The organism is Bryobacter aggregatus MPL3, from assembly GCF_000702445.1.
In the GTDB taxonomy this organism is placed as follows: Bacteria; Acidobacteriota; Terriglobia; order Bryobacterales; family Bryobacteraceae; genus Bryobacter; species Bryobacter aggregatus.
The window spans coordinates 3,473,679-3,489,860 of sequence record NZ_JNIF01000003.1; the positions used below are offsets into that span (position 1 = coordinate 3,473,679).

Below are 16,182 nucleotides of genomic sequence, written 5' to 3' on the forward strand. Positions count from 1 at the left end.
TCGATGCGCCTTCCCTTATGAACGCCGATCCTCAACTCGTTGCGCGCGCCCAAGCTGGTGACGCGGCAGCATTTAGCGAGTTGGTTGGGTTTTGCCGGAAGCGCGTCATGGCGATTGTCGGGCGCCTGATCGGGAAGCCAGAGGATGTCGAGGACGTGGCGCAGGACGTGTTTCTGCGTTTATATTACTCACTGGGGCAGTTGTCGAGCCCAGAGCTATTTGACAGGTGGCTGTACCGCTTGACGGTGAACGCCGCGTATGACTATATGCGCAAGAGCAAGCGACGCAAAGAAAGCCGGATGGCTGACTTGAGCGAAGCGCAGATGGTGATGGCGGACGCCTCCGCAGGCGAGGTCAAGGGCCGGAAAGACGAGCAGCAGTCGACGATGCGCGATTTTGTGCATTGGCTGTTGAGCGGCGTCAGTGAACAGGATCGGATCCTGCTGATGCTGAAGGAAGTGGAAGGGTTGTCGATCAAGGAACTGGAGCAGATCTACGGAGCCAATGAGAGTGCTCTGAAGGTGAGGCTCTTCCGAGCCCGGCAACGCGTGCTGAAGGCGTTTGATAAGTCGCAGGAAAAGAATTCTTGAGGTATTCAAAGTGAACCACGAGCAGGAATTAGATCGATTGTTCGTCGCATACAAACAGGCTTGTCCTGAGGTGGAGGCGACGCCGAATTTCATGCCAATGCTCTGGGCGCGGATTGATGCGCAGCGCAAGAGCGAGGAAGGCATCTGGCGCTGGGCGAATGGCTTTGCCAGTGCCGCGGCAGTGGTTGTGGTGGTGTTGGGCTTTCTGGTGTATCAAAATCCGAAGCCGCTGCCGCAGCGCGCCTACATCGAGAAGCTGACGGACGAAATCAGTGAAGATCACTTTCTCGATACCGGGTATATCGCCAAGGCGAAACCCGTGAGGTGGGGAGGCGATCGATAGTGGAGATTTCAAGAGGCAAAGTCGCACTGTATTTTGGGCTCATTTTTGGGGCAGGCGTGGGCGCCGGAGTATTGGGATCGATTCTTTATACTTCCGAGACAGTGAGTGCGAAAGCGCTTCAGGTGAACAACAACGACGACTGGCGGCAGCGCTATGTCGAGAGCATGAAAACCCGTTTGAACATGACGGACGATCAGCTCAAGAAGCTGGACGAGACGCTGGATGAAGTCCGGTTCGAGTATCGCTTGCTGCGGACCCGCTACAAGCCGGAAATGGACAAAATCCATGCCGTGCAAGTGGAGAAGATCAAGAAGTATTTGAAGCCGGAGCAGATGGCGGAGTTCGACAAAATGGAGCGGGAACGCGAAGAGAAAATGAGGGCCCGCGAGAGCGGACCGGGAGTGTAGGAAACGAGAAAAGGCCCACCAGACGGTGGGCCTTTTTCAATCTTATCGAGAGTCAGCTAGGCGCTAACGGTCTCGGCCTTTTTCGTTTTGCGCGCTGCAAGCTGTTCCTGGAGAGCCTTGGACTTCGCAGCCTTCCGCTCAAAGAGGGAGACGCGGCCTTCGGTGTCGATCAGCTTTTGGCGACCCGTAAAGAACGGGTGGCAGTTTGCGCAGATTTCGAGACGCAACTCATTGCCCTTCACAGTGGAACGGGTGTCCCAGCTCGCACCACAGGCGCAGTTGACTTTCACTTCGTGGTAATTGGGGTGGATGCCAGCTTGCATAACAGTTCCAGTCTAGCACGGAGTGGCGCTTTGCTCCCAATTCGCTTGAAAATTGATATTGAAGTGATATCATTTTGATAGGAGTGAGATGCCCATGATCCAAGAGACGGAGTATCCGAGCAAGCCCGGAATCAGCACGCTGGTGGTACTGCTTTTGATTCCCATTGTTGTGTCTGCTGTAGTGAGCAGCAGTGGAGAGGAGCCCCATTGGGGGACGCTGCTGTTGGCGGCGGTGGTGATTCTGATCGATCTGGTGGCGCTGGGGGGCTTGTTTATGGTGGCTCCGAATCAGTCGGTGGTGTTGACGCTTTTTGGGAAGTACAAGGGGACGGTGCGGCAAGCAGGATTGCGCTGGGCGAATCCGTTTCTGACGAAGGCGAAGGTGAGCCTGCGGGTGCGGAATTTTGAGACCTCGCACCTGAAGGTGAACGATCATGACGGCAATCCGATTGAGATTGCGGCGGTGGTGGTTTGGAAGGTTGTGGACAGCGCCGAGGCGCTATTTGAAGTGGACAATTACGATGAGTATGTCCGGGTGCAGTGTGAGAGCGCGCTGCGGAATCTGGCGACCTCGTTCCCTTATGACGCGCATGAGGAAAAGCAGATGTCGCTGCGGAGCAATGCGGCAGAGATTGCGGCGCAACTGAAGGTGGAGATTGAGGAGCGGGTGGCGAAGGCGGGCATCGAAGTGATTGAAAGCCGTATTTCGCATCTGGCCTATGCGCCGGAGATTGCGACGGCCATGTTGCAGCGGCAGCAGGCGTCGGCGATTGTTGCTGCTCGCGCGAAGATTGTGGAGGGAGCTGTCGGAATGGTGGAGATGGCCTTGGACTTGTTGAACAAGAAGGGAATCGTGGAACTAGATACGGAGCGCAAGGCGGCGATGGTTTCCAATCTGCTGGTGGTGTTGTGCGGGGAACGCTCGACACAGCCGGTGGTGAATACGGGAACGATCTATCACTAGAATGGCGGAGAAGAAGTCCTTTTTATTGCGTATCGACGCCCACACGCTGGAGCTTCTAAAGCGGTGGGCGGACGATGATCTGCGCAGTTTGAATGGGCAACTGGAGTTTTTATTGAAGCGGGAATTGAAGGAGGCGGGGCGCTGGAAAGAGCCCCGCCTCGATCCGTCAGAAACGGAGCCGTAGCGCGATTTGCAGGCTGCGGGGATCGTTGACCGCGGTGACCTGGTTGAAGCTCGCCGAGGGGACGGAGGGGTAAGCGCCAGCGCCGAAGTTGCCGTTGCGCACGAGGTTGTTGCGGTGGTTGAGCAGGTTGAAAGCTTCGAGCATGGCGTCGAGGCGCAGCCTCTCGGTGACACGGATGGGGCGCGACAGGCGGGTGTTGATCGTGAACAGATCGTTGCCAGTGCCGACGTTGCGGCCAATGAAATCGCCATTGACGATGGGACGTCCAGCGGTGCCCTGGATGGTGGTGACGCCGGAGGTGATGTTGAAGGGGAGCGACGAATAGTATTGCAGGAGGCCGCTGAGCTCGAAGCCGAGGAGATGGAGCGCGCCGCTCGCGACCACGCGGTGGCGCTGGTCGTCGTCCGAGCGGCCGTAGTCGCGCCAGATGTTGCTGTTGTCGATGGGGCCGCTGAAGAAGTTTTCGCCCACATTGTTCATCGAGCGTGAGTAGGTGTAGGCGATGCGGTATTGGCCCCAGCGGGTGGGACGTTGCGAGAAGGCGACCTGGAGGCCGTGGTAGTTGGAATCGGCCAGCGAAGAGTATTGGCTGTTGTTGGCGTAGTTGGGGTTGGGACGGCAGCCGTTGTTGTTGCCCGCGGCGACGCAGGTGGGTACGTTCTGATTGATCGCCATGATGAGGTGGATGCCGCGCAGGAATTGGTAGCCGGCGCTGAGGCTGGTTTTGGCGCTGAACTGGTGTTCGATCTCGAGGCCGCCCTGGGTGGAGTAGGCGTTCTGGAGCTTGGGGTTCATGGTAGTGAAGTTGGTGAGCACGCCGGTGGGGAGATTGCTCAGAGTGTTGGGGAAGGTGGGGGCGCCGGTTTGGGTGGGCGAGAGGCTGAGGCTGGCCTGTGTGGTGGCGGTGAAGTTCGTGGTGTTGTTGCTCGACAGCAGGGCATTGGCGAGCGAGCGCAGGGGGACGCGGTCGTAGAAGAGCCCGAAGCTGCCACGGAGAACGGTGCGGCGCGAGGCGAAGGGCGTGTAGGCAAAGCCGGCGCGTGGGGCGATGTTGTTGCGATCGGTGGCGATGCCTTGGAGGAATTGCAGATCGTAGCGCAGACCGAGGTTCAGGCTAAGACGGGGGTGGATGCGCCATTCGTCCTGGGCAAAGAAGCCAATGTTCGGGTTGTTTTGCGAGACGATACTATTGCCGAAGGTTTGGGTGTAACCGGCATTGTTGTAGGCGCCACTGAGGAAATTGGCGAGCGAGGAGAAGGTGTAGGCTCCGCGCACGGAACGCGGGTAAGTGATGGTGAGGTCGTTGTAGAGGAAGTCTGTGCCGGCTTTGAGGCTATGGGCGCCGCTTTGGTGGGAGGCTGTGCTGGCAACTTCAGTGAGCTTGTTGTTGCGACCGGTGGGAGAGCCGGCCAGTGTGCCGAAGGTGGCGACGCCAGCGATGGAGACCGAGGGTCCGATGGGGTCGCTGGGGAGGGCCGCCAGATTGCTTCGGGTGAACTGGCCGCGGGTCTCGAGGATGGTGCGGGAAGACAGCGAGAAGATGTGATTGGCGGCGAGGGTCTGGTCTGTATTGTCGAGACCCGCAGAAGAGGTGGCGGCATTGAGCGCGCCTGCGCCACGGGAGTTGCGGCTGTTGACATCGTAAAGGCTATAGCGCGCACTGAACTGGTTGCGCTGGCTGAACTGGTGGTCGAGCTTGGCGAGGAAGTTTGTGTTGTGGACGGGGTTGGGGTAGAGGCCGGTGGTGATGGCAGAGCCTTTGTAGCCGGTTTCGGCGAGGCGCTGGTTGATGATTGCGACGTTCGCCGGGGCAATGGTGATGAGGCCACTCTGGTTGAGATTGCGCTGTTCGAAATTGAAGAAGTAGAAGGTGCGGTCTGCTTTGAGGGGGCCACCGAGACTAGCTCCGTATTGGGTTTGGGTGCTGGGGAGCTTGGTGTTGGATAAGGGGTTGTTTGCGTTGAGGCGCTGGTTGCGGAAGTAGCCGTAAAGATCGCCGTGCAGCGCGTTGGTGCCGCTTTTGAGCACCATGTTGATGGCTCCGCCGAGGGCGCGGCCAAACTCGGCCTGGCCACCAGAGGTGACGACCTGGAACTCACGCACGACGCCGAGACCGAAGAACATGCCACTGAAGCCAGCGGCGTCGTCATTGGCGGAGAGGCCGTCGACGATGAAGTTGTTCGAGAAGTTGCGTTGGCTCGAGACGGAGAGGCCTTGTCCGGGGACGGCAGAGGTTTCGGCAAAGAGCTGGTTGCTGCCGGTGTTGGTGGGCGAGACGCCGGGGATGAGCAGCGCGAGGTCGAGGAAGTTGCGGCCATTGAGCGGGAGGCTGGCGACTTCGGACTGGGTGACGGTGCCTGCGACCTGGCTGCGGGTGGTTTCGAGAAGGGGGGATTCGGAATCGACTTGGACGGCGGCACCTGGGCTTTCGATCTTCAGACTGAGGTCGAGGTCGATGGTGCTGCCGACGGTGAGGGTGAGCTGCCGGAGGAGCGGAGTGAAGCCTTTGCGGCTGATGCTGAGTTCATAGGGGCCGGTTTTTAAGAAAGAAATGCGGAAGCGGCCTTCAGGCCCGGTGCTTGCTTCGCGCTTGAGATTCGTTTCGAGGTTGCGGACCTGGACTTGAGCGCTTTCAATGGTGGCGCCGCTGGGGTCGAGAACGCGGCCGCCGATGCTGGCAAATTGGATGTTGTCCTGCGCGAGCGCAGGAAGGACGAACAGAAGAATAGAAATACGAAACACGAGATCCTCCTCAGGATCGAAAGGTGGGCAGAGATGTGGCTGGAGATTAGAGGAGGGTGGGAGGTCCGCGTTTTTGCGCAGAACGGATGAGCGAGACGCGGTACTTTGCTTCGACCTGCGGGGGCCGTGCCGGGTGGCTGTAGAGCGTGAGCGCGTCGATGCGTGGAGTGGGGGCAAGGGCCTGGAAGTCCGCGGGGAGCTCGGCTTTTTGCGGGAAGGCGGCGCAGCGATTGGGGAGCTTTGAGAAAGAAGGCCCCCTGCTGCCGGAACTGCTCATCGAGCAGCCGTGCTTGCCATGCTTGCGGCAGCAAGCGGGGAGACGGGATTCGCCCTCGGAGGCAAACAATGCGGGTGCGATCAGCGCGAAGCTGAAGAGGAAGAGCAGCAGAACTGCGGGAATCCGGCGCACCTGTTGATTGTACTCGTGCTGCCACGGAAAACGGAAGCTGCCATCCTGACTACTGATGCGTTCCGCTTGCAGAATGCCGCCGGTGAGGTCCTGATACCGTTGTAGCTCCTGCCACGACGGCGTTTCTTTCGATGATCACGATTGCTTGCAGGAATCCGGATCTGCGCACAATTGTTGTTCGTTCCGTTTTGAAGGAATTTTGTATCTGCTCGGCTAGGTGACGGATGGCAGCGGGACCTTGAGTTTGTTGGCCCAGCCGCTGAGGCTGTTCCAGGTGTCTTGGGCGAGCGGGATTCCGTCTTTGCGGCGAGTGGCTTCGTTGCGGATTTCGGGTTCGCCCGCGACGAGGACTTCATCGTAGCCAGTGGCCGGGGCGACGGCCTTGAGGATGTTGGTGAGAGATTGCGCGCGCTGCTCGTATTCGCCGGGATCGAGGAAGCATTTGGGGTCGAGGGCGAGATAGAACTGGCTGACGTCGACCTTGGTTCCACGGAAGCGGATGCCGCCGAGCTGATTCGCCATTGCGCCGCCCGAGAGGACGCCACAGAGCATTTCGACCATGACGGCGAGTCCGGAGCCTTTGTAGCCGCCGAGGGGTTGGAGCAGGCCCTTGTAGGCGGCTTCGGTTTGGGTGGTGGGGACGCCGTTGGCATCGAGAGCCCAGCCTGCGGGAATTTCGGGTTTGCCCGCACTGTGGGCGTTGAAGATCTTGTTCGCGGCGACAGTGGTGGTGGCCATGTCGAGAAGGAAGGGAGAGGAACCGGGGACGCCAAAGCAGATGGGGTTGGTGCCGAGGCGGCCTTCCTTGCCTTGCCAGGGCGCGACGGTGGAGGAGGCATTGCATAGGACGATGCCGATGAAACCGGCGGCGTTGAGCCGCTGGACCCAATAGGCTGCCGCTCCAAAGTGATTGGAGTGGCGCGCCGAGACGATGCCGCAGCCGTGGTCCATGGCGAGGGCGATGGCCTGGTCGCAGCAGAACTTGGCGACGAGTTGGCCGATGGCGTTGTGACCATCGACCAAGGCAGTACAACCTGAGTTGTGCAAGAGTTCCGGGTCGCCGTGGGCTTCCATGTCGCCGCACTCGAGCTGTTCGAGATAGTAGCGGAGCAGGGCGACGCCGTGCGAATCGACGCCGCGCAGATTGGAAGCGACGAGAGCGGAGGCGACGAAGTTTGCATCACTCAGGTTGACGCCGACGCCTTCGAGAAGCGCCGAGCAGAGTTCGCGGAGATTCGAGGCGTCGATGATCGGCACTACTTCAACTCCGGAGAGAGGAGCAGTTTGTTCTCGGGCTTGTTGGCGTCTTCGCTGAAGATGACCTTCGCCGGGAGGTCGAGGCGCTTGGCGGGCGTTTTGCCGTCGAGCTTGTCGACGAGGGTGCGCACAGTTTCGTAGCCCATCTTGTAAGGGTCCTGGACGACGATCGCTTGCACGGCGCCGGACTTCAGATCTTCGACCAGACTCTCTGAGGCGTCGAAGGCGACGACCTTCACCTTGCCTGCGAGGCCGCGTGCCTTGACGGCGAGCGAGGCGCCGACGCTCGAGGGTTCAGTGGAGCCGAAGATGCCGGCGAGATCGGGATTGGCGGTGAGGAAGTTTTCAGCGACGGCTCTCGACTTGGCCCGGTCGGACATGCCGAAGTTGCTGGCGACGATCTTGATGTCGGGGAACTCGCGCTTGATGACGTCTTCAAAGCCACGTTCGCGATCTGAGGTGGAGACGCTGCCGGGGACGTGCATGACCATGGCAACCTTGCCCTTGCCGCCGATCAACTTGGCCATGGCGCGGGCAGCGAACTGGCCGCCCTCGAAGTTATTGGTGGCAACGTAGCTGGTGTAGTTGTCGGTGTCGAGGCCGCTGTCGAAGATGGTGACCGGGATGCCTTGCTTCATCGCGCGGTCGACGCTGGCAACCAGCGCTTTGCGCTCGGTGGCGGCGAGGGCGAGGCCGTCCACACGGCGGTTGATCATCGAATCGACGATCTGGATCTGGCGGGAGAAGTCGGTCTCTGAGGCCGCTCCGTTCCACTCGATTTCCACATTGAAGGCTTTGCCCGCGTCCTTGGCACCTTTCTCGACGGCAACCCAGAAGACGTGGGACGTCGCCTTGGGGATCACCGCGATGACGCGCTTCTTGTGCTGGTTGCAAGAACCGAGCAGAAACAGGCTCAACAGCAGGATTGCACTAATTCGCACACCAACCTCCATCGATGAGAATGTCTGTGCCGGTGATGAAGCCGGCGTTGTCGGAGCAAAGGAAGGCGGCGAGAGCGCCAATCTCTTCGACCTGTCCCCAGCGGTTGAGCGGGATTTTCGAGAGGAACATCGCGTTCTTTTCGGCATCTGTGGAGATGGGGAGATTCATTTCGGTGAGGAAGGGCCCGGGGGAGATGCCGACGACGGTGATGTTGTCGGGGGCTAGCTCCATGGCGAGCGATTTGGTGAGTCCGAGCAGCGCGGCTTTGGTGGAGGAATAGGCAGTGCGCTCACTGAGCGAGACGTGGGCCATGATCGAGGTCATGTTCAGGATGCGGCCGTAGCCCTGGCCTTTCATGTGCGGGACGAAGGCGCGGCAGAGGAGGAAGACGCTGGTGAGATTCGTATTGGTGACGCGCATCCATTCTTCGAGCGTGAACTCGTGGATCTTCTTGCGCAGGTTCATTCCGGCATTGTTGACAAGGATCTGGACCTTGCCGAAGCGCTCGATGACGGCTTTTTCGAGTGCGGCGACGCTGGCCTCATCGGTGACGTCGGCGACATAGGTTTCTGCGGTGGCGCCGAGGGCGCGGATCTCAGTGGCGACAGCGGCGAGCGCTTCGGCATCGCGGGCGACAAGGGCAATGGATGCGCCTTGTGCGGCGAGAGCGAGGGCCATGGCTTTTCCAAGACCGCGGGAGGCGCCGGTGATAACGGCAACTTTATTTTCTAGAGCCTTCATGATGCAGGCTTTAGTTTATTACCCTTGGTGACACCGTCGGCGGTGGATGTAGTATCCTCACGGCACGGATGGACCTGTAGTGTACTGGATTGTCTTGCTCGCGCTTGCCTTTGCTCCCCGGCTGGAGGATCCGGCGGATCGCACGGCATTCCGTCTGTGGTTCACTTTTCTGGCGGAATCGCAGTTCTATGTGGAGCCTGGGCGACGGCCGCGGGAGATTCAGGATTGCGCCTCGCTGTTGCGCTATGCGTACCGCGAATCGTTTGCAAAACATGATGCGGCCTGGATGCAGCGCAATGTGTTGCCGGGGGTGCCGGGCCTTCCCGCCATCCGGACCCGGAGTGGGCCGCTGTTTCTGACGTCTGAGGGCATGCGTCATTTTGCCGATGCAAAGACCTTGATGCGTGAGAACTGTGTGCGGGTGGGGGCGACGCTCGATCGAGCGAAGCCGGGAGATCTGTTGTTTTATGAACAACTCGATCAGCCAGACAATTGGCATGTCATGATTTACCTGGGGGCGAGTCAGATTGAGCCTGATGGCGACAAATTTGTCGTGTATCATACGGGTCCGATCCAAAAGTCCGCCGGAGAGATCCGGAAATTACGCGTATCTGAATTGTTGGGACATCCGCAACCGCGTTGGCGGCCGGTGCCTGGCAATGGCGCGTTCAAGGGTGTGTATCGGTGGAAGATCCTGGAGGGGTGATTTCTATGCGGCGTTGGTTGCTGTTTGCGGCTTTGATGGTGGTGGTTCCCGTCGTGGCTCAGGAGGATGGTGGAACCTATTTTGCGTTGACGTCGAACAAGACCTTCGCTCCGGGCGAGAAGGCCTTGATTCAAATGTGGGCGCAAGGGATCAAGAGTCTGGACTTCCGGCTCTATCGGGTGGAGAAGGCGGGGGACTTTCTCGGCCAGTTGAGCGATGCGCATAGCTTTGGCAATCGCGTGGCGGAATTGCCGAAAGAAGATACGGCGATTGCAAAGTTCCTGAACTGGAAGTGCAGGCTGCGGAGCAAGAGCCAGTTATTTGTCCGCGCGCAGTTTACTCCGGAGGCCCGCACGAGTTTTCGCGGACGCACGGAGACGGAAGCGGCGCCCAAAGTGGAGCCGGCAACCAAGGGAACCAGCTATGCCGCGATTCCGATTCTCAATGACCGGCAGTTGCTGAAGACCTGGAAAGAGACGGTTTCTACCAAGCAGCGCTGGGATGAGCAGCCGGTGGCGGTTCCGGTTTCGGAGCCCGGTTTGTATCTGGTGGAGGCGACCGACGGGAAATTGCGCGCTTATACCTTGCTCAGCGTAAGTGGGATGGCGGTGTTGACGAAGACGCAACCGGGGCAGGCGATTGCGCGGGTGGTGGATCGCATCAGTGGCCAGGCGCTTGCGGGAGTGGATGTGGAGTTCCGATCACAAAAGCAGTCCCATGGGGTGTTCAAGACGGATCTCGGCGGCTTTGCCAAGTTGAGCGGTGCGGATTCGACGGACGTGTTTGTGATCGCAAGCCGGGGCAAGGATGTCGCATTTGATTCGCTGAATGTTTACAATCTGCAGCCGGATGAAGGGCATCGGATGACGACCTATGTGTATACGGATCGTCCGGTGTACCGGCCCGGCCATAAGGTGTACTTCAAGGCGATTCTGCGCAAGCCTGCCGCCTTTGGCTATGATTTGCCGACGATGCGCGCAGTGACGGCGGAGATTACGGATTCCGAAGGCAAGCCGGTGTTTCGCAAGGAAATCTCGGTTTCTGAATTCGGGACCGTGAAGGGTGAGTATGAGCTTCCGATGACGGCGGGGCTGGGCTATTACGGGTTGAAGTTTAGCTCGGGGTCGATGGAGAGCTATGGCGGCTTCAATGTGGAGGAGTACAAGAAGCCCGAGTACGAAGTGAGGATCCGGACGACGAAGCCGCGCGTGGTGCAGGGCGAGCGCGTCGATGCGACGGTGCAGGCGAAATACTTCTTTGGGGAGCCTGTCAAGGGTGCGAAGGTGACCTATACCGTGCGCCGGGCTCCGTATTATCCGCCCTGGTATGAGCGCGATGAGGATGCCGAGAGGACCGTCGATGAGGATGAGAGCGGTGGGGAAGGCTTTAGTGGAGAACAAGGCGAAGAGAAGACCGGCAAGCTGAATGATCAAGGCGAACTGGTGATCAGTTTGCCAACGCCTGTGGCGGCGCGCGACTACCTGTTTCGGGTGGAAGCAAAGGTGATGGATGAGGGGAATCGCGAGGTGACGGGCTATGGCCTGGTGATCGCGACCCATGGCAGCTACATGGCGAGTGTGACGGCGGACAAGTATGTGGTGGAGCCGGGGGCGACCGCCAGCTATACGGTGACTTTGAAGGACTATGATTCGAAGCCGATTGTGGGGGACTTTCGGGCGGAGCTGAAGCGTTATGCCTTCAAGGATGGGCATCGCAGCGACACGGTTGTGGAGACCAGTAGTGGGCGAACGGCTGAAAATGGCGAGGCGAAGCTGAGCTTTCGTGTGCCCGAGGCCGGAAGCTATATTCTCACGGTGACTTCGCGGACGCCCGAGGGGCGCGATGTGAAGGACGAGGCCTGGACCTGGGTGAGCGGCTATGGCGGCATCTATGGCGGGGACGAAGAGACGATCAAACTGATCACGGACAAGAAGAAGTATGCGCCGGGGGATGTGGCGAAGATTCTGATTCTGACGACGGCTCCCGATACTGATATCTGGGTCACTACGGAGTGCCGCACGGTGATCGATTCGCGCGCCGTGAAGGCGGCGAGCGCCGGTGGGGTGACGATCGAGGTGCCGGTGAAGAGCGAGTATCAGCCCAAGGTGTTTGTGACGGCGAGCTATCTAAAAGCGGGCAAGCTGTATCAGGGAACGGCGACGATCAAGGTGCCGCCGATTGAGAAAGAGTTGTCGATCAACGTTGTGCCGTCCAAGCAGGAGTTTAAGCCTGGGGAGCCGGCCCGCTACAACGTGGAGGTGAAGGATTCCAAGGGGCAGCCCGCGCGCGCCGAACTGAGCCTGGGCGTGGTGGACGAGGCACTCTATGCAGTGCAGAAGGATATGACGCAGACCCCGCTCGGCTACTTTTACGGCAATGTCTATAACGAGGTGAATTCGTCGAATTCGTTGAGTTATTACTTCCGGGGCGAGGCAGGGAAGCGGGCGATGCGGCTGGCGAAGCTGCGGCCGAGCCTGGGGCAGTTGAAGCCGGAGCGAGTGGGCGACCCGAGGGTGCGGAAGGCGTTTCCGGATACGGCATTCTGGACCGCCGATCTGGTGACGGATGCGAGCGGTAAGGGCAAGGTGGAGTTCGCCTTCCCCGATGCGTTGACGATGTGGCGGACGACGGCGCGCGGCGTGACGACCGATACGAAGGTAGGGCTCACGCTAAATCGCGTGATCGTGCGCAAGAACCTGATGCTGCGTCTGGTGACACCGCGCTTTCTGATGGAAGGCGATGAGCTGAGCATTGGGGTGATTGTGCAGAACTATCTCAGCTCAGCCAAGGACACGAAGGTGAGCCTGAGTGCGACGGGCGTTGAGTTGCTGGAGGGCGCGGAGAAGACGGTGAATGTCGAGGCGAAGGGATCGAAGAAGGTAGAGTTCCGGGTGCGGGTGAAGCCTGGCGCGGAAAGCGTGATTACGGCGAAGGGCATCACGAACGAAGAGAGCGATGCGATGGAATATACGATTCCGATCAAGTCCTATGGAACGCTGTTCTCCAATGGTGCGAGCGGTGCTCTGACCGGGAAGCAGAATGCGAAGGCTGTCTTGAAGGCGCCGGGCGCCGGCAACCGGACAGTCGAAGTGAGCGTGTCCCCGTCGCTGGCGGGCAGCTTGTTTGGGGCGCTCGACTATTTGACGAAGTTTCCTTACGGGTGCACGGAGCAGACGATGTCAAGCTTTTTGCCGAATGTGATTGTCTCGAAAGCGCTCGACGATTTGCACATCAAGTCGAATGTGAATCGGGATGAGCTGTTCAAGAAGGTGAATGCCGGGCTCGATCGTCTTTATGACTATCAGCATGGAGATGGCGCCTGGGGCTGGTGGAAGACCGACGAGTCGCATCCGTTCATGACGGCGCATGTGGTGTCGGGGTTGAAGCAGGCCAAGGAAGCAGGATATGAGGTTTCGCCGGACGCGATTGAGCGTGGCGAGAAGTGGTTGCGTGGCGAGTTTAAGCGGCAATCCGATGCGGTGGTCGATTTGCGGGCCTATATCGCTTATGCGCTGGGCGGCAAGCAGGATGTCGATGTGGTTTGGGAGCAGCGCTCGAAGATGTCAAGCTATGGGCTTGCCTTCCTGGGGCTGGCGCTCGACCGGCTGAAGGATCCGCGGGCTCTGGGGATTGCACAGGAGCTAGAAGCGGCAGCCAAGCAGAACGAGAGCGAAGCCTGGTGGCCGGGAACTCGCGATTCGTTGCTGGACTTTAACGACGACATCACGCCAGAAATCACCTCTTATGCGCTGAAGCTGCTGAGCCATCAGCGGCCGAGCTCGCCGTTGTTGCCGAAGGCAGCGTCCTGGCTTGTGATGCATAAGGACCAGGGCGAGTGGTGGAACTCGACGAAGCAAACGGCCATGGTGATCTATGGCGTGACGGATTACTTGAAGGTGAGCGGGGAACTGAAGCCGGATCTCAAGGTGACGGTGCTGGTGAATGGCAAGGAGGTGCTGGCGAGAGAATTTCAGGAAGCCGATGCAATGGCGCTCAAGCCTTATGTCGCGTCGGTTGCAGCCGCCGATAGCAATGAGGTTGAGGTGAAGGTGAGCGGTACGGGGCGCGCGTATTGGTCGGCGCAGGCGAAGTATTATTCCCCGGAGGAAGGCCGCAAGCCGAGCGAGGGCGGGACGATGTCCGTGAAGCGCGAGTACTACCGGCTGCTTCCTCGTGAGAATGCCGGCGTGACGACTTATGCGCTGGAGCCGTTGTCGGGGGATATCCATCCCGGTGATTCGATTGCGGTGCTCCTCAATGTGACGGCGAAGGATTGGAAGTATGTGTTGATCGAAGATCCGATTCCGGCGGGTATGGAGTTGGTGACCAACGACAACACGATCAATCTGGCGGGCAAGCCGACCTGGTGGCGTTATTCCTGGGCGCAACGCGAATTTCGCGATGACCGGGTGGCCTTCTTCCGGACCTACTTCTTTAACGACACGGCGCAGTACTTCTATGTGATGAAGGCGGTGAACCCAGGAAAATTCCGGGTGTCTCCGACCCGCATCCAACCGATGTACCAGCCGCAGCAAATGGGAACGGGCAGCGCTGCTGTTCTTGAGGTGAAGCAATGAATTGGAAGCATTTTCTGAAGCCGTTCTCGGTGCAATTTGCCGGACAGGGTGTGCTGCTGGCGGTGGCCTGGTATTGGTTGAGCCTGGGAGTCGGGACCGGCTTGCAGGTGGGGCTGAACCTTGTGTTGGCACTGGTGTTGCTGGTGGGCGCGAGCGTGGTGGATGCCTATGGGCTCGGGAACTGGCGCAACTGGAAGTGGGCGCTGCCAGCCGTGGCGCTGGTGCCATTTGTCGGGTATCACTTTGCGACGATGTTGCTGATTCCGTTGTTGTGGCTGCTGGTGCTGCTGCCCTCTGCTGCTGCCGGTAAGTGGAAGCTCTTGGCGGGGCCAAGCTATTTGCTGGTGGCGATTGGCTTTGTGATTCTGATGACGGTGGTGCCTGCTGCGCTGTTGAACTGGATTCCGAAAGTGAACGGACTCACAGGGCAGGCGTTGAGCTTTGGGGGAAGGGCATTGCTCGCTTATGTGGTTGCCATCGGCGCCTGGGCAGCCTTGCTGCTGCATATCGGGAAGACGGTGAAAGAGCCGGAAGAATCGCTTCCGGCCTGAGCGCTTTACTTGCCTTCGAGTAAGAAGGTGGCGGCGATGCCTTCCATGGTGGAGAAGCCGCTATTGCCTGCCGTGAGGTGGGCGGTGGCGGACTTTACTTCTCCGAGGAACATATGCGGATGTACGTCGACTAACATATCGCGCATTTCCATGCTGCCGTAAAACATGACGGGGAACTTGGAGGTGACATTCTCGGCACGTTCCTGGACAACATAACGTTCCCGCAAGGCTTGTTTCAAGGCACGATCCCAGGCGGCTTTCTCGGTAGAAAGGCCGTCGAAGACGGGTAGCGCGCCGGTGGAATCGTTGGGGATGAGGACGAGCGAATCCTTGTTGGCGGAGATGTACTCGGGAAGATCGATGGTGGTACCGTGGCGCTCGGTCTTGGAATGGGTGACGATGCGCGTCCAGGGAATGAAGGCCGTGATCGCTTTGCGCTCTACCAGGGGGAATTTCGCGGTGACGGTTTCGTCGGTGAGCAGGCTGAACATGGCGCGCTTCTGCGCAAGTTCGGCCCGGAAGGAGTTGACCATACAGACCTTGCCGTCGCGGTAGGCCCGGACCAGCGGATGCGTGAGGTCGAAACGCATCAGGAATTCCTGGAGGGAAGAGGCGCGGTAGAGCAGGTCGATTTTGAAATCGCCTTTGGAAAGAACGCCGCCCCGATAATCCAACTGTTCCGGGCTCACCAGTTCCGTCTGGTAGCCATGCTTGCGGAAGAGTTCAACGAGTACTGTATATTCAGCGCCGTCGACGGTTTGGAAGGGATGCTTGAACTCGAGGACGGCAATATTGGGTTGTTTCTTGCCGCCATAAGCCTTGTAGGCTTTGAGGATTGCAGAAAGAAGGTACTTAGTGCCACCCAGCTTGCTGATCGTATACTTCTTGCGGAATTCCTTGACCGGCGGAGCTTCGTAGAACATGTCGGCGAGTAACTCGCCGTAAGCGAGACCGGTGGCCGAAGAGGCCTGGAAGTTGCGGAATTGCAGGGTTCCGTTATTCAGGTTTGTATTCAGCAGTGAGGCGACGTGTAGGAAGGAATAACCCGGATCGATGGACGCCAACATGCGTTCTGCGGGAAGTAACTCCATCCGTTGGAGGAGCGCTGGGGTCTGGAGCGCAATCCCTTCCAGCCGTTCGATGGCAGCCAGGAGCGATTCCCCGGCTTTTGAAAGTTGTTCGTATTGTTTCTTGGAGAGGAAGTGCGGTCGAAGAAACGGAGAGGCGAGTCGTGTTCCAGCAACCATCCTGTGTGCGCGCATCTTGTCGGCGAGTGCTTCTGCCCACTCCAAGTTGGCGAACGGTTGGCTTTCGAGTATTTTGTGGTAGCGGACGACTGCATCGTCCACAAGCTTTTGCGCCATCGGGGAAACTTTGCTATCAGTATTGCATAGCGAATCGCATAAGCAAAGTTTTTAGGCTTATTTCGTGAAGGTAAGCTATTGA

Annotated in this window: 15 protein-coding genes; 8 read left to right on the forward strand and 7 right to left on the reverse strand. The window is 59.1% G+C overall.

The window, feature by feature from the left end; all coding sequences use genetic code 11:
- Nucleotides 1–17 precede the first annotated feature (17 nt).
- From M017_RS0116075 to M017_RS0116085, 3 genes are read left to right on the forward strand one after another with little or no spacing between them, the layout of a single operon-like run.
- A complete protein-coding gene (locus M017_RS0116075) occupies nucleotides 18–590 on the forward strand; it encodes an RNA polymerase sigma factor (protein ID WP_031499152.1) in 573 nt (190 codons plus the stop codon).
- A gap of 37 nt (nucleotides 591–627) precedes the next feature.
- A complete protein-coding gene (locus M017_RS0116080; RefSeq protein ID WP_031499153.1) occupies nucleotides 628–933 on the forward strand; it encodes a hypothetical protein in 306 nt (101 codons plus the stop codon).
- On the forward strand, nucleotides 933–1,340 hold the full coding sequence (locus M017_RS0116085; protein WP_031499154.1) for a hypothetical protein: 408 nt from the start codon (nucleotides 933–935) through the stop codon (nucleotides 1,338–1,340). The genes M017_RS0116080 and M017_RS0116085 overlap by 1 nt, the downstream gene beginning before the upstream one ends.
- Nucleotides 1,341–1,396: 56 nt before the next feature.
- On the opposite strand, the gene rpmE is transcribed toward M017_RS0116085, so the two are convergent.
- Nucleotides 1,397–1,663, reverse strand: a complete 267-nt coding sequence (gene rpmE / locus M017_RS0116090) for a 50S ribosomal protein L31 (protein ID WP_031499155.1) — start codon at nucleotides 1,661–1,663, stop codon at nucleotides 1,397–1,399.
- A gap of 97 nt (nucleotides 1,664–1,760) precedes the next feature.
- On the opposite strand from rpmE, the gene M017_RS0116095 reads away from it, so the two are divergent.
- Together M017_RS0116095 and M017_RS0116100 are read left to right on the forward strand one after the other, a co-directional pair.
- A complete protein-coding gene (locus tag M017_RS0116095; protein ID WP_420313861.1) occupies nucleotides 1,761–2,627 on the forward strand; it encodes an SPFH domain-containing protein in 867 nt (288 codons plus the stop codon).
- Between the two features lies 1 nt (nucleotide 2,628).
- On the forward strand, nucleotides 2,629–2,811 hold the full coding sequence (locus M017_RS0116100; RefSeq protein WP_031499157.1) for a type II toxin-antitoxin system antitoxin: 183 nt from the start codon (nucleotides 2,629–2,631) through the stop codon (nucleotides 2,809–2,811).
- Here the strand turns inward: M017_RS0116100 and M017_RS0116105 are convergent.
- The 5 genes from M017_RS0116105 to M017_RS0116125 all read right to left on the reverse strand — a co-directional run bounded on the left by M017_RS0116105 (nucleotide 2,794) and on the right by M017_RS0116125 (nucleotide 8,902).
- A complete protein-coding gene (locus M017_RS0116105; RefSeq protein WP_031499158.1) occupies nucleotides 2,794–5,553 on the reverse strand; it encodes a TonB-dependent receptor in 2,760 nt (919 codons plus the stop codon). The two genes, M017_RS0116100 and M017_RS0116105, sit on opposite strands and share 18 nt — an antisense overlap.
- A 46-nt stretch (nucleotides 5,554–5,599) precedes the next feature.
- Nucleotides 5,600–5,962 (reverse strand): hypothetical protein, encoded by a 363-nt coding sequence (locus tag M017_RS0116110; RefSeq protein ID WP_031499159.1) that lies wholly within the window; start codon nucleotides 5,960–5,962, stop codon nucleotides 5,600–5,602.
- Nucleotides 5,963–6,175: 213 nt separating this feature from the next.
- Complete coding sequence (locus tag M017_RS0116115) at nucleotides 6,176–7,219, reverse strand: Ldh family oxidoreductase (RefSeq protein WP_031499160.1); 1,044 nt, start codon at nucleotides 7,217–7,219, stop codon at nucleotides 6,176–6,178.
- Nucleotides 7,219–8,160, reverse strand: a complete 942-nt coding sequence (locus M017_RS0116120) for an ABC transporter substrate-binding protein (protein WP_051670230.1) — start codon at nucleotides 8,158–8,160, stop codon at nucleotides 7,219–7,221. The genes M017_RS0116115 and M017_RS0116120 overlap by 1 nt, the downstream gene beginning before the upstream one ends.
- A complete protein-coding gene (locus tag M017_RS0116125) occupies nucleotides 8,150–8,902 on the reverse strand; it encodes an SDR family NAD(P)-dependent oxidoreductase (RefSeq protein ID WP_031499162.1) in 753 nt (250 codons plus the stop codon). Before M017_RS0116125 ends, M017_RS0116120 begins: the two co-directional genes overlap by 11 nt.
- A 79-nt stretch (nucleotides 8,903–8,981) precedes the next feature.
- Between M017_RS0116125 and M017_RS0116130 the strand changes: the two genes are divergently transcribed.
- The 3 genes from M017_RS0116130 to M017_RS0116140 are packed head-to-tail and all read left to right on the forward strand — an operon-like array spanning nucleotide 8,982 to nucleotide 14,736.
- The gene (locus tag M017_RS0116130; RefSeq protein ID WP_051670233.1) at nucleotides 8,982–9,608 is read left to right on the forward strand and encodes a DUF1175 family protein; all 627 of its coding nucleotides are present in this window, start codon (nucleotides 8,982–8,984) and stop codon (nucleotides 9,606–9,608) included.
- 5 nt (nucleotides 9,609–9,613) lie between these two features.
- Nucleotides 9,614–14,185: an alpha-2-macroglobulin family protein gene (locus M017_RS0116135; protein ID WP_051670236.1), complete on the forward strand. Its 4,572-nt coding sequence runs from the start codon at nucleotides 9,614–9,616 to the stop codon at nucleotides 14,183–14,185.
- On the forward strand, nucleotides 14,182–14,736 hold the full coding sequence (locus M017_RS0116140; RefSeq protein ID WP_031499165.1) for a hypothetical protein: 555 nt from the start codon (nucleotides 14,182–14,184) through the stop codon (nucleotides 14,734–14,736). Before M017_RS0116135 ends, M017_RS0116140 begins: the two co-directional genes overlap by 4 nt.
- A 5-nt stretch (nucleotides 14,737–14,741) precedes the next feature.
- Here the strand turns inward: M017_RS0116140 and M017_RS0116145 are convergent, their stop codons facing one another.
- Complete coding sequence (locus M017_RS0116145; RefSeq protein ID WP_031499166.1) at nucleotides 14,742–16,100, reverse strand: hypothetical protein; 1,359 nt, start codon at nucleotides 16,098–16,100, stop codon at nucleotides 14,742–14,744.
- Nucleotides 16,101–16,182: the final 82 nt, after the last annotated feature.